The organism is Actinomycetota bacterium (assembly GCA_005774595.1).
In the GTDB taxonomy this organism is placed as follows: Bacteria; Actinomycetota; Coriobacteriia; order Anaerosomatales; family D1FN1-002; genus D1FN1-002.
Map to the genome: position 1 here is coordinate 1 of VAUM01000019.1, position 13,596 is coordinate 13,596.

Genomic DNA, 13,596 nt, shown 5'->3' on the forward strand with positions numbered 1-13,596 from the left:
CGCCGCGACCGCCCAGATCGAGTGCATCCGCCGCCTCGCGGCCGACCCGGGGCTCGAGGCGCTGCCGCCCGCACTGCGCGAGCTGGCCGAGCTGCGCCTCGCAAACCCGGACGCCAACCTGCGGGAACTCGGCGAGCTGGCGGACCCGCCGCTGTCGAAATCCGCGGTGTACCATAGGGTCCGCCGCATCGAGGAGCTCTGCGCCGAGGCCGGCATCACGGGCGCGGGGGGCTGACGCGGCGTCTTCGGGTACGGGTCTTCGGGTACAGGGGAACCAAGCGGAGCCGCCGGGCCCCCGCTCCACGACAGCGTTCGGGCGCGCCGCGTCAGAGAGCGGCGCACGAGGAGGGAGAGTACGAAGTGGCGATCAAGGTGGGCATCAACGGGTTCGGCCGCATCGGGCGTCTCGTCTTCCGTGCCTGTGAGAACGACCCGGGCATCGAGGTCGTCGCGGTCAACGACCTGACCGACGCGAAGACCCTCGCGCACCTGCTCAAGTACGACTCCATCCACGGCAGGTTCGGCGAGTCGGTCACCGTGGGCGAGGGGTCGTTCTCGGTCGACGGCCGTGAGGTCAAGGTGTGCGCGGAGCGCGACCCGGCCGCCCTGCCGTGGGGCGCGCTGGGCGTGGACGTCGTCGTCGAGTCCACCGGGTTTTTCACCGACGCCACCAAGGCCAAGGCCCACATCGACGCGGGCGCGAAGAAGGTCATCATCTCCGCGCCGGCCAAGAACGAGGACATCACCGTCGTCATCGGCGTCAACGACGGCGACTACGACCCCGAGCGTCACCACGTCGTGTCGAACGCCTCGTGCACCACGAACTGCCTCGCGCCGTTCGCGAAGGTCCTTCGCGACACCTTCGGGCTCGAGAGCGGCTTCATGAACACCATCCACAGCTACACCAACGACCAGAACATCCTCGACCTGCCCCACAAGGACCTGCGCCGCGCCCGTGCGGCCGCGATGTCGATCATCCCGACCTCGACCGGCGCCGCGAAGGCCATCGGCCTCGTGATGCCCGACATGAAGGGCAAGCTCGACGGCATGTCGATGCGCGTCCCGACCCCGGACGGCTCGGTCGTCGACCTCGTGGCCGTGCTCGGCCGTGTCACCACCGCGGACGAGATCAACGCCGCGATGAAGGCCGCGGCGGACGGCCCGATGAAGGGCATCCTCGAGTACTGCGTCGACCCGATCGTCTCGGTCGACATCGTCGGCAACCCGGCGTCGTCGGTGTTCGACTCGCTGCAGACGATGGTCATGGGCGGCGAGGGCACGTTCGTGAAGTGCGTGTCGTGGTACGACAACGAGTGGGGCTACAGCAACCGCGTCCGCGACCTCGTGAAGATGCTCCTGCCCGCGTAAGGGCCGACACACCGCGACACCGGAGGGCCCATGTTCGCGAAGAAGACCGTCAAGGACGCCGACGTCCGCGGCAAGCGCGTACTCGTGCGCGTCGACTTCAACGTGCCGCTGTCCGAGGGCGCCGTGACCGACGACACGCGCGTGCGCGCCGCGCTGCCGACGCTGCGCTGGCTCGTCGACAAGGGCGCGCGCGTGATCGTCGTCTCGCACCTCGGCAGGCCGAAAGGCGAGCCCGACCCGCAGTTCTCGCTGCGGCCCGTGCGCCGTGTGCTCCAGCGCCTGCTGGGCCGCAACGTCGTGTTCGTTGACGACATCTTCGGGAAGCACGCCGTCGACTCTGTGGCACGCATGGTCGACGGCGAGATCATCATGCTCGAGAACGTGCGCTTCCACCCGGGCGAGAAGGCCAACGACCCCGAGTTCGCGAAGGCGCTCGCCGCGCTCGCCGACGTCTACGTCAACGACGCGTTCGGCGCCGCGCATCGCGCGCACGCGTCGACCGAGGGGGTCGCGCACCTGCTCCCCGCGTACGCGGGCATGCTGCTCGCGCGCGAGGTCGAGACGCTCTCCGACATGCTCGCCGAGCCGAACCGCCCGTTCGTCGCGATCCTCGGCGGCAGCAAGGTCTCGGACAAGTTCGGCGTCATCGACCGCTTCATCGACTGCTGCGACACCGTGCTCATAGGCGGCGGCATGGCGTTCACGTTCCTCGTGGCCAAGGGCATCGAGGTCGGGAAGTCGCTCGTCGAGCCCGACTGGGTCGAGCCCGCCAAGAAGATGCTCGCCAAGTCGTGCGAGCGCGGCGTCGACCTCGTCCTGCCGACCGACTTCGTGGTCGCCGAGTGCATCGCCGAGGACGCCGAGACCAAGGTCGTCGGCCGCGAGGAGATCCCCGCGTCGATGATGGGCCTCGACATCGGGCCGTCGACGGTCGAGCTGTTCAAGGGCGAGATCGCCGGCGCGAAGACGATCTTCTGGAACGGGCCGATGGGCGTGTTCGAGATGGGACCGTTCGAGGCGGGTACGCGCGAGGTCGCGACCGCGGTCGCGCGCAACAACCGTGCCGTGTCGGTCATCGGCGGCGGCGACTCGGTGGCCGCGTTGCGCAAGTTCGACCTCGAGGACCGCGTGACCTTCGTATCGACCGGCGGCGGCGCCTCGATGATGCTGCTCGAGGGCACGCCGCTGCCCGGCGTGGAGGCGCTGCTCGACCGCTAGCGCGTTCAGATCCGCGGTGCGCCACGGCGCGCCGCCCGAGTGGGAAGGCCCGGACTCATGCACCGCAGCCGCAAGCCGATGGTGGCCGGCAACTGGAAGATGTACAAGACGTCCGGCGAGGGCGCCATCCTCATCCAGGACCTCGAGGAGCGCGTCAGCTCCATGTGGGACCGCGTCGAGGTCGTCGTCTGCCCGCCGCTCACGGGCCTGAAGGCCGCGTCGACCGTCATCGAGCTCGACCGCCTCGAGATGGGCCTCGGCGCGCAGAACTGCCACTGGGAGGACGAAGGCGCGTTCACCGGTGAGGTCTCACCGCGCATGCTCAAGGACCTGCGGTGCGACTACGTCATCGTCGGCCACTCGGAGCGCCGCGAGATGTTCGGCGACACCGACGAGTGGGTCAACCGCAAGGTCAAGGCGGTCTTCGAGGCGGGCATGCTCCCGATCCTGTGCTGCGGCGAGACGCTCGCCACCCGCGAGGCCGGCGAGACCGAGGCGCACGTGCGCGCGCAGGTGCGCGCCGCGCTCGAGGGCGTCACGGCCGAGCAGGCCGAGAAGCTCGTCATCGCGTACGAGCCCATCTGGGCCATCGGGACCGGCCACACGCCCACGCCCGAGGCCGCCAACGACGTCGCCCGGTCGATCCGCGCCACCGTCGGCGCGCTGTTCGGCCCGCCGGTCGCGGTCAAGGCGCGCGTCCTGTACGGCGGGTCCGTGAAGGCCGAGAACGCCGACCTGTTCTTCGTCGAGAGCGACATCGACGGCGCACTGGTCGGCGGCGCCGCTCTGAAGGCGGACGGGTTCGCCGAGATCGTGTCGGCTGCGCTGTCCGCCTGCGCCTAGACGATGCCCGAGCAGCGCCCGGTCTGCCTCATCGTGCTCGACGGGTTCGGGCTCGCCGAGCCCGGCCCGAGCAACGCCGTCTCCGTCGCGCGCACGCCCGTGCTCGACCGGCTCTTCGCCGAGCGGCCGTGGGGCCGCCTGCAGGCGTCCGGGCTGGCGGTCGGCCTGCCGGAAGGGCAGATGGGCAACTCCGAGGTCGGTCACCTGAACATCGGCGCCGGGCGTGTGGTGTACCAGGAGCTCACCCGCATCAACGCCGCGGTCGCCGACGGGTCGCTCGCCGACAACGAGGTCCTTGCCGAGGCCATCGACGCTGCGGTGGCCGCCGACAGGGCGGTCCACTTCATGGGGCTGGTCTCCGACGGCGGCGTGCACAGCCACATCACGCACCTCGAGGCGCTCATCGACACGGCTGTCGCGCGCGGGTCGCGCGACGTGAACGTCCACTGCTTCCTCGACGGCCGCGACGTGTCGCCGACGAGCGGCGCGGCGTTCGTGGAGCGCATCGAGGCGCGGCTGGCGGCCACCGGCGCCGGTCGTGTGGCCACGGTCATGGGCCGGTACTGGGCGATGGACCGCGACAAGCGCTGGGAGCGCGTCGAGCGCGCCTGGCGCGCGATGGTGCTGCGCGACGCGCCCGAGGTCGAGCGCGGCTCCGGCGCGATCCGCGACTCGTACGCGCGCGAGGTCACCGACGAGTTCGTCGAGCCGGTCTGCGTGGCCGGCGGCGCGCCGGTGATCGAGGGTGACGCGCTCGTCTTCTTCAACTTCCGCCCCGACCGCGCGCGCGAGATCACGCGCGCGTTCACCGACCCGGCGTTCGACGGTTTCGAGAGGCCCACGAAGCCGGAGGTGCACTTCGTCTGCCTCACCGAGTACGACCCGACCATCCCGGCGCCGGTCGCGTACCCGAAGGACCTGCCGTGCTGCGTGCTCGCCGACGTCATCGCCGACGCCGGCTTGCGGCAACTCCACATCGCCGAGACCGAGAAGTACGCGCACGTCACGTTCTTCCTCAACGGCGGCAGCGAGCCGCCGAAGGCAGGCGAGGAGCGCGTGCTGGTGCCGAGCCCGAAGGTCGCCACCTACGACCTGCAGCCCGAGATGAGCGCGCCGGAGGTCACGAGGCGCCTGGTCGAGGCGATCGGCGAGGACCGTGCGGACTTCTACGTCGTCAACTACGCGAACTGCGACATGGTCGGCCACACGGGCGTGCTCGAGGCGGCCGTGCGTGCGGTCGAGGCGGTCGACGCGGGCGTTGGAGCGGTGCTGGCCGCCATCGCCGCGAAGGGCGGGAGCGCGCTCGTGATCGCCGACCACGGCAACGCCGAGCAGATGGCCGAGCTCGACGGCTCCGGGCCGTTCACGGCGCACACCACAGGCGACGTGCCCTTCATCGCCGCGCTGGCGGACGGGGTCACCGGGGTTCGCGAGGGCGGCATGCTCGCCGACGTCGCCCCGACCGTCCTCGGCCTGCTCGGACTCGAGCAGCCGGCGGAGTGGACGGGCGCCGACCTGCTGGTATACTGATGCGTCGCCGCGCCCGGCAAGGGCGCATCAGCTCGAGGAAAGGCGTGTCCGCGTGAGCCCTCTGACCATCGCCCTCGTCATCCTGCACTGCCTCGCCGCCGTGGCGCTGATCGTGTTCATCCTGCTGCACTCGGGCAAGGGGACCGGCGTGTCCTCGATGTTCGGCGCGATGCAGTCGGCCATCTCCGGCACGAGCATCATCGAGAAGAACCTCGACCGCATCACGATCGTGTCGGCGGTCGTCTTCTTCGTCACCGCGATCATCCTGATGATGACCTACTCGGTCACCGGCGGCGCGTAGGTCGCGCGTCCGCAACGCATCGCACCGCCGACGCCCGGGCCACCCGCCCGGGCGTTCGCTTTCCCGGGCCACATCGCCCCGATACCACCCCTTGCCAGCCTTCATGCAGAATGCGACTCTTTCTATTCAGAGGCGTCGCGCGGTCCCGCGCGTGCTCCGAACGGGTACCAACTCTGTCGGACGCGTGCGGTGTATCGCACGTGCGCACGCTCGCGAAGGAGTGTTGCGGAGGGGTCCCCGCGGGGACCGCACGGAAGGAGGCGGGTCGACTTGTCGAACAACCTGCGTAGGAGCCTCATCATCACGCTCGTCGCGTTGATGGCGCTCACGGTGCTCGGCGCGATGGGATGCAAGCCCAAGGTCATCGAGGAGACCGTCACGCCGAAGAACCCCTTCGAGGAGAAGGGCTCGATGGCTCGGCTCGGCTGGCAGGCCGACTACCCGATCATGGACAACTTCCTGTTCCCGCTGTTCATGTCCACGAGCGGTGACAACAAGGCCTTCTACGGCAACCCGGCCGTCGACGCGAAGCTCACCGAGGCCCGCAAGACCGCCGACCGCGATGCCCGCATCAAGCTGTACCAGGAGATCGAGAAGATGGTCGGCGAGGACCAGCCGCTCATCGCGCTGGTGAACTACCGTCACCTGCGCGTCGGGTCGGACCGGATCCGGGACTTCGTGTTCAACTCGGTCAGTCTCGGCAGCTTCGAGAGCGCGTGGATCGCTCCCGACAAGGCCGCGACGACGCCGGTCTCCGGCGGCACGATGTCCATGTACATCGCCGAGCCGCTCTTCATCGACCCCTATGACGGCCAGGAGTCCGAGGGCATCCAGGTCATCAACTGCCTGTTCGACAGCCTCGTCGAGGCCGATCCGGCGACGTTCGAGATCAAGCCGGCCGCCGCCGAGAGCTGGACGGCCAACGAGGACCAGAGCGTGTTCACGTTCAAGCTGCGCCAGGGCGCGAAGTTCAGCAACGGCCGCGAGGTCAAGGCCGGCGACTTCAAGTACGCGTGGGAGCGCATCTGCAACAAGGACAACGCGTCCACGATCAGCTACCACCTGCTGCCCGTGCAGGGCGCGGAGGAGATGATCAGCGGCGAGGCCAGCTCGCTCGCCGGCGTCAAGGTCGTCGACGACTTCACGCTCGAGGTCACGCTGACCCAGCCGATGGCGGACTTCATCTACGTCGCGTCGCACCCGTCCCTCGGCCCCGTGCCGAAGGACGAGGTCGACAAGGACCCGAAGAAGTTCCTCGACAACCCGATCGGCAACGGTCCGTTCAAGATGTCCGAGCCGTGGAAGCACGAGCAGTACATCAAGCTCTCGCGCAACGATGGCTACTACGGCAAGAAGCCGTACCTCGATGCGGTCAACTTCAAGATCTTCAAGGACGAGGAGACCGCGTTCACCGAGTTCGAGGCGGGCAACCTGGACTTCACGCAGATCCCGAGCGGCCGCATCGCCGACGTGAAGAAGAAGTACGGCGAGAGCGATGACGGCTACAAGGTCATCCCGGGCAAGCAGTCGCTGTTCGGCCAGGAGCTCAGCACCTACTACATCTGGTTCAACACCTCGAACCGGGTGAACAAGGACAACCCGCTGGCCAAGCCCGAGGTCCGCAAGGCCATCTCGATGGCGATCAACCGCCAGGCCATCTGCGACAAGGTCTACGAGGGCACGCGCGTGCCTGCGACCGGCGCCGTTCCTTCCGGCATGCCGGGCTTCCAGGAGAACGCGTGGCCGTACAACAAGTACGACGTCGAGGCGGCCAAGAAGATGCTCGCCGACGCCGGCTACCCGAACGGCGAGGGTCTCCCCGCGATGACCCTCGCGTTCAACAGCGGCTCGGGGCACGAGGACGTCATGGCGCTCGTCCAGGCGGACCTGAAGGTCATCGGCATCGAGACGACCCAGGATCCGCACGAGTGGGCCGAGTACACCGGCACCTACCTGAAGTAACATCGCACCGAACGAAGGATGCGGGCAGGACGTCCCTGGGGGCGTCCTGCCTGTGTCCGGGCCCGCGACTGCCGCCCGCACGAAGAGGAAGCGCCCGTGGCGAACTACATCGCACGCCGCGTCATGCAGATGGTCGTGGTGTTCTTCGGCGTCATGCTGCTGATGTTCGTCCTCACGTCGGTGCTCCCGGGCGACCCGGTCAAGATCCGGGCCGGCGAGCGGTACATGTCGCCGGCGACGCGCGCCGCGATCGAGCAGAAGTACGGGCTCGACAAGCCGCTCTGGCAGCAGTACCTGATCTACCTGCGCGACCTGTCGCGCGGCGACTTCGGTGAGTCGTACCGCCAGAACCGCAACGTCGCGGACATCTTCAAGGACCTGTACCCGAACACGGCGCTGCTGGCGGTCTGCGCGATCATCGTCGAGATACTGATCGGCATCGGCGCGGGGGTGATCTCCGCGGTCAAGCGAGGCCGCTTCGTCGACTGGCTCGTGACGCTGTCGACCTCGATCCTCGTGTCGCTGCCGGTGTTCTGGCTCGGCATGCTGATGCAGCGACTCTTCGGCCTGCAGTTCAAGCAGTGGGGGCTGCCGTACCTGCCGATCTCGGGCATGGGCGGTGATGGGCTTCCGTTGTGGACGCACCTGATCATGCCGTCGATCGTGCTCGCCTCGGTGTCCACCGCCTATGCGGCGCGCATCATGCGCAGCCAGCTGCTCGAGGTGAACAACCAGGACTACATCCGCACGGCCCACGCCAAGGGTCTCACGAGCGCGCAGGTCACGTGGAAGCACGCGATGAAGAACGCGCTCATCCCGGTCGTCACGTTCATCGCGCTCGATTTCGGCGCGCTGATGAGCGGCGCGATCCTCACCGAGACCGTCTTCAACTGGCCCGGCGTCGGCCATGAGGTGTACGCCGCCATCGGCCAGCGTGACTGGCCGGTGGTCATGGGCGGCGTGGTGGTCATCGTCATCGTCGTCATGGTGGTCAACCTGCTGACCGACATCTCGTACGCGCTGCTCGACCCGCGGATCCGCTACGACAGCGGAGCGTCGTCATGACGGGCGCAGGCGACGTGCGCGATGAGGTCCGGACGGACGGTTCCGCGGCGATGGTCGACGCCGACCTGGTCCCGGGCGGCGAGGGCGGCAGCCGGACACTGTGGCGGGACGCCGTGCGGCGCCTCGCGGGCAACAAGCTCGCCGTGCTCGGCCTGGTCTGGATCGTCCTCGTCACCGCCGTCGCGCTGTCGGCGGACCTGTGGGTGCCGCAGACACTCGGCGGTCCGACCGAGATCGACACCTCGGTCAAGCTGGGGCTCCAGAAGCCGTCGCACGAGCATCCCTTCGGGACCGATCGTCTCGGCCGCGACATGGCCTCCCGGATCATCTACGGCGCGCGCGTCTCGCTCGCCGTCGGCGTCATCGCCACCGGGATCGCGCTGGCGATCGGGCTCGTGCTCGGCTGTATCGCCGGCTACTACGGGGGGCTGCGCGACTCGCTCATCATGCGAGGGGCCGACGTGTTCCTCGCGTTCCCGTACATCCTGTTCGCCATCGCGCTCATCGCGGTGCTCGGCCGGGGCGTGGCGAACGTGTTCATCGCCATCGGCCTGCTCGGCTGGCCGACGATCGCGCGGATCATCCGCAGCTCAGTCCTGTCCGTCAAGGAGATGGAGTACGTGGACGCCGCGCGCGCCCTCGGCGCGTCCGACGTGCGCATACTCGCCCGGCACATCCTGCCGAACGGCATGGCGCCGATCATCGTGTACTCCACCATGTCGATCGGTGGGGCGATCCTCACCGAGGCGGCGCTGTCGTTCCTCGGCATGGGCGTGCAGCCGCCCGATCCGTCGTGGGGCCTGATGCTCTCCGACGCGCGCGCGTTCATGGAGACGGCGCCGTGGATGATGATCTGGCCCGGGTTCGCCATCCTGACCACGGTGCTCGCGTTCGTGTTGCTCGGAGACGGACTGCGCGACGCCCTCGACGTGAAGCTGAAGGACTGAGCGCCGTGAGCGAGCACCTGCTGAGTGTCCGGGACCTCAGGATGCACTTCTTCACGCGCGACGGCGTGGTCCGCGCCGTCGACGGCGTGTCGTTCGACCTCGACCACGGCGAGACCATCGGCGTGGTGGGGGAGTCGGGCTCGGGCAAGTCGGTCACGGCGCTGACGCTGATGGGGCTCGTGCCGATGCCCCCCGGCCGCGTCGTCGGCGGCAGCGCCACGTTCAAGGGCGAGTCGCTGCTCGGCATGCCCGAGTCGCGCCTGCGCCAGATCCGCGGCAACAGCATCGCGATGGTGTTCCAGGACCCGATGACCTCGCTGAACCCGGTGTACCGCGTGGGCCAGCAGGTGGCCGAGCCCCTGTGGATCCACAAGGGGCTGAGCCGCGCCGACGCATGGAAGCGCGCCGCCGAACTGCTCGACCTCGTGGGAATCCCGAACGCGTCCTCGCGCGTGCGCGACTATCCGCATCAGTTCTCGGGCGGGATGCGCCAGCGCGTGATGATCGCGATGGCGCTCGCGTGCGATCCGGACATCCTCATCGCCGACGAGCCGACCACCGCGCTCGACGTGACCATCCAGGCGCAGATCCTCGAGCTGATGCAGGACCTGCAGGACCGCACCGACAGCGCGATCATCATGATCACGCACGACCTGGGCGTCGTCGCGGACATGGCCGACAAGGTGCTCGTGATGTACGCCGGCCGCCCGGTCGAGGCGGGCACCGTCGACGAGGTCTACGGCGAGCCGCTCCATCCGTACACGTGGGGCCTGATGGACTCGCTGCCCCGCCACGACATGACCGAGAAGGGCCGGCTGTGCCCGATCGCCGGTCAGCCGCCCAGCCTCGTGCACGTTCCGCCAGGCTGCCCGTTCCACGTGAGATGCCGGTTCGCCAGGGACGTCTGCCGCGCCGAGGTCCCGCCGATGCGAGCCGTCGCCGGCGGCCATTCAGCCGCGTGTCACTTCGCCGGGGACCCAGGCTTCACGCGCGCCGGCGATGCGTGCGCGGGGGTGGTGTGAGTGGGCGACCTGCTGAAGGTCACCGACCTCGTCAAGCACTTCCCCGTGCAGCAGGGCGTGTTCACGTCGCGCTTCGGGGCGAAGGTCCACGCAGTCGACGGCGTGTCGTTCGCGATCGCGCAAGGCGAGACGCTCGGCTTGGTGGGCGAGTCGGGCTGCGGCAAGTCGACGACGGGCCGATGCATCGTGCGGCTCATGGAAGCCAGCGGAGGGTCGATCGAGTTCGAGGGCGCCGACGTCCGCATGATGCGCGGGAGAGCGCTCAAGCAGTACCGCCGCGACGTGCAGATCGTGTTCCAGGACCCGTACGCCTCACTCAACCCGCGCATGACCATAGGCGAGATCGTCTCAGAGCCGTTGGCCATCCACCGCGTCGGAACGAACGGCGAGCGCATCGCACGCGTACGCGAGCTGCTCGACCTGGTGGGACTGAACCCCGAGCACATCAACCGCTACCCGCACGAGTTCTCCGGCGGCCAGCGGCAGCGCATCGGCATCGCGCGCGCCCTCGCCCTGAAGCCGCGGCTCATCGTCTGCGACGAGCCGGTCTCGGCGCTCGACGTGTCGATCCAAGCGCAGGTGCTCAACCTGCTCGACAAGCTGCAGGACGAGCTGGACCTGACGTACCTGTTCATCGCGCACGACCTGTCCGTGGTGCAGCATGTCTCCGACCACGTCGCCGTGATGTACCTCGGCAAGATCGTCGAGGTGAGCGACTGGCGCGGGCTGTACGCGAAGCCGCACCACCCGTACACCCAGTCGCTGCTCTCGGCGGTGCCGGTACCGGACCCGGCGGTGCAGCGCACGCGCGAGCGCATCCTGCTGCCGGGCGATCCTCCGTCGCCGAGCGACCCGCCGAGCGGCTGCCGGTTCCACACGCGGTGCCCGATCGCCAAGCCGGTCTGCGCAGAGCAGGAGCCCGAGTTGCGCGAGGTGGCGCCGGGGCATCGCGCGGCGTGCCACTTCGCCGCCGAGTTCCCGATACCCGAAGAGGTGTGCGTGCGGCGCCACGCGATGGAGGCCGTCGCGGAGACGGCGGCGGCGGGGTAGGCGCGGGCCGGCCGTGCGCCGCTGTTGCGGACCCCCGCGTCGCGTGGCTATACTTCGTGCTCGCGCCTCTCACGAGAGGCGACCACTCGTCCGAGTGGCGGAATGGCAGACGCGCTAGGTTGAGGGCCTAGTGTCCTTAGGGACGTGCGAGTTCAACTCTCGCCTCGGACACCATGAATGACCTGCGGCTCCTCCGGAAACGGGGGAGCCGCTGTGTTGTGGTCGGCGGCGCTTGTCCCCGAGCGAGGTAAGGAGTAGGCTCAGATGTAAGGACCCGGCGAGGAGGCGGCATGGAAGCGCGCGCACGAGTCACATCGAAGGGCCAGGTCACCGTGCCGGTCGAGGTGCGCCGCGAGCTGGGCATCACCGAGGGGGACGTCCTCGTCTTCGAACTGGCTGCCGGGTATGCGACCGTGCGCAAGCGCCGCCCGACCGCGGAGGTCGTGCGCGAGGTGCAGGAGCGGTACCTGGCCGGTCGAGCGCCGCGAGAGATCACGAACCGCGAGGCGATCGCTGAACGCTTCGCGCACGCGGAGCCGTCGTCGGGCGATGTCGTGTACGTCAGCCGGGGCGACGGCACCTTCGAGGGCGCGGACCCGCGGGAGGACACCGATGCCGCAGCTCCTCGCTGACGCCAACGTCGTCGTGGCCGCGGTCGTGGGCGACGCCGACGCGCATGGCCCGCTGGTCGCGGGCATGGTCGCCGACCTCGATGCACGCGGAGAGCGGTTCGTGGTCACCGAGGGCGTCCTCGCCGAGACGGCGTGGGTGCTCGCGGTGAGGTTCGGCATGTCGCCGGTCGAGATCGCTGGCGCGCTGTGCGCGCTGCTCGATTCGGCCGGCTTCGACTCCTGGGACCCGCCGCTGGTCACGCGCGCGCTTCGCGTGATGGCCGAGGAGCCCCGGCTCGACGTCGTGGATGCGTTGCTCGCGGCGCGCGACGCGCGCGGGGACGGCCGCGTCGTGACGCTCGACCGGATCCTCGCGCGGGCGGTCGCGCGCGAGCACGGGCGCTGACCGCCCCCCCAGATGCTCGCTCGCACGTAGGCTCATTCGGTGAATGGCGGCGGCTGCATCTCCCACGCTTCGGGCGCATAATGGGCGCGAACGGGGGCCGGTCAGGGGCAGCCGACCTCGGCGCGGGCGGTCGGCGCACGGCCGCCCCGGAGATCGGGGGGTTCACATGAAGGCTTCTCTGTCCACGGCTTCCGGCAGCAGGCCCGGGAGGACGGCGCGGCTTCTGCTCGCCGCGGCGCTTGCGATCGGCATGGTGGCGATGTCCGCTCCCGCGCCCGCAGGCGCGCTGGGCGCGAGCCAGGCGACGTGGGACACGCGCGCGGACTTCGAGCAGAACGCCTCCACAACGGGAGAGCCCACCACGCGCGTCAACGCGTCGACCGCGAGCAGCCCGGGAAACGTGCGGCTGCCCGGGCGGATCGTCGCTGTCGACGGCGGCGCCTTCCACACGGTGGTCTTGAGGTCCGATGGCTCGGTCGAGGCGACCGGCTACAACGCCTACGGGCAGCTCAGCACGACGAATTGGACCGGGATCACCCAGGTGTCCGCCGGCGCGCACCACAGCGTGGGCCGGCGGATCGATGGCTTCGTGGTCGCGACCGGTCTGAACGACTGGCGCCAATGCGAGGTCGGGGGCTGGAGCGGGATCACGCAGGTCTCCGCGGGCGATGCGCACACCGTCGGTCGCAAGTCGGACGGTTCGGTGGTCGCCACCGGCTACAACGCCGACAGTCAGTGCAACGTCGGGGGCTGGAGCGGCATCTCTGCGGTCTCGGCGGGCGGCTTCCACACACTCGGCCTCAAGCCGGATGGGACGTGTGTCTCGGCCGGGGTTGCGACCGACTCGCGATGCGACGTGGGCGGCTGGACCGGGATCAGCGCGATCTCGGGTGGGTACCAGCACTCCGTCGGCCTCAAGACCGACGGCTCGGTCGTGGCCACGGGCTTCGATCCCGACCGGCGTTGCGATGTGTCGGGCTGGAGCGGGATCACCGCGGTCGCTGCCGGTGGCTTCCACACCGTCGGCCTGAAGGCCGACGGGAGCGTGGTGGCCACGGGCACCGACGACGACGGGCAATGCGACGTCACGGGCTGGACCGACATCGTGGCGATCTCAGCGGGCTTCAAGCACACCCTGGGACTGAAGGCCGACGGTACCGTGATAGCGACCGGTGACGACACGTACAACCAGTGCGAGGTGGCGAGTTGGGCGGGCGTGGGGCCGGGCACACGGGTCGGCACCGCGGGCGGGACCGGTGCGGCCGTGGGGCTG

14 protein-coding genes and 1 tRNA gene are annotated in these 13,596 nt (G+C 69.4%); all 15 read left to right on the top strand.

Annotated elements, in window-relative coordinates; genetic code table 11:
* Positions 1-235, top strand: a 235-nt coding sequence (gene whiA, locus FDZ70_01715) for a DNA-binding protein WhiA (GenBank protein ID TLM80187.1), incomplete at its 5' end; no start/stop codon positions are given.
* Positions 236-360: 125 nt separating this feature from the next.
* Entirely contained in the window at positions 361-1,368 is a 1,008-nt protein-coding gene (gap, locus tag FDZ70_01720; GenBank protein ID TLM80188.1) for a type I glyceraldehyde-3-phosphate dehydrogenase, read from the top strand.
* Between the two features lie 30 nt (positions 1,369-1,398).
* On the top strand, positions 1,399-2,586 hold the full coding sequence (locus FDZ70_01725) for a phosphoglycerate kinase (GenBank protein TLM80189.1): 1,188 nt from the start codon (positions 1,399-1,401) through the stop codon (positions 2,584-2,586).
* A 57-nt stretch (positions 2,587-2,643) separates the two neighbouring features.
* Positions 2,644-3,429, top strand: coding sequence for a triose-phosphate isomerase (locus tag FDZ70_01730; GenBank protein TLM80190.1), 786 nt, complete (start codon positions 2,644-2,646; stop codon positions 3,427-3,429).
* Positions 3,430-3,432: 3 nt separating this feature from the next.
* The gene (locus tag FDZ70_01735) at positions 3,433-4,959 is read left to right on the top strand and encodes a 2,3-bisphosphoglycerate-independent phosphoglycerate mutase (GenBank protein ID TLM80191.1); all 1,527 of its coding nucleotides are present in this window, start codon (positions 3,433-3,435) and stop codon (positions 4,957-4,959) included.
* 52 nt (positions 4,960-5,011) lie between these two features.
* The gene (gene secG / locus FDZ70_01740; protein ID TLM80192.1) at positions 5,012-5,260 is read left to right on the top strand and encodes a preprotein translocase subunit SecG; all 249 of its coding nucleotides are present in this window, start codon (positions 5,012-5,014) and stop codon (positions 5,258-5,260) included.
* A gap of 270 nt (positions 5,261-5,530) precedes the next feature.
* Positions 5,531-7,222 (top strand): ABC transporter substrate-binding protein, encoded by a 1,692-nt coding sequence (locus FDZ70_01745; protein ID TLM80193.1) that lies wholly within the window; start codon positions 5,531-5,533, stop codon positions 7,220-7,222.
* 96 nt (positions 7,223-7,318) lie between these two features.
* Positions 7,319-8,287 (top strand): ABC transporter permease, encoded by a 969-nt coding sequence (locus tag FDZ70_01750; protein TLM80194.1) that lies wholly within the window; start codon positions 7,319-7,321, stop codon positions 8,285-8,287.
* Positions 8,284-9,234, top strand: coding sequence for an ABC transporter permease (locus FDZ70_01755; protein TLM80195.1), 951 nt, complete (start codon positions 8,284-8,286; stop codon positions 9,232-9,234). The genes FDZ70_01750 and FDZ70_01755 overlap by 4 nt, the downstream gene beginning before the upstream one ends.
* Before the next feature lie 41 nt (positions 9,235-9,275).
* The gene (locus tag FDZ70_01760; protein TLM80199.1) at positions 9,276-10,256 is read left to right on the top strand and encodes an ABC transporter ATP-binding protein; all 981 of its coding nucleotides are present in this window, start codon (positions 9,276-9,278) and stop codon (positions 10,254-10,256) included.
* Positions 10,257-11,306: a dipeptide ABC transporter ATP-binding protein gene (locus FDZ70_01765; protein TLM80196.1), complete on the top strand. Its 1,050-nt coding sequence runs from the start codon at positions 10,257-10,259 to the stop codon at positions 11,304-11,306.
* Positions 11,307-11,394: 88 nt separating this feature from the next.
* A tRNA-Leu gene (locus FDZ70_01770) sits at positions 11,395-11,480 on the top strand.
* A gap of 116 nt (positions 11,481-11,596) precedes the next feature.
* Positions 11,597-11,938 carry an AbrB/MazE/SpoVT family DNA-binding domain-containing protein gene (locus FDZ70_01775; protein ID TLM80197.1) on the top strand — a complete coding sequence of 114 codons (342 nt, stop codon included), beginning with the start codon at positions 11,597-11,599 and terminating at the stop codon, positions 11,936-11,938.
* Positions 11,919-12,323, top strand: a complete 405-nt coding sequence (locus FDZ70_01780; protein ID TLM80198.1) for a type II toxin-antitoxin system VapC family toxin — start codon at positions 11,919-11,921, stop codon at positions 12,321-12,323. Before FDZ70_01775 ends, FDZ70_01780 begins: the two co-directional genes overlap by 20 nt.
* 259 nt (positions 12,324-12,582) lie before the next feature.
* Positions 12,583-13,596 (top strand): hypothetical protein (locus FDZ70_01785; GenBank protein ID TLM80200.1); only part of this gene is annotated, 1,014 nt, incomplete at its 3' end.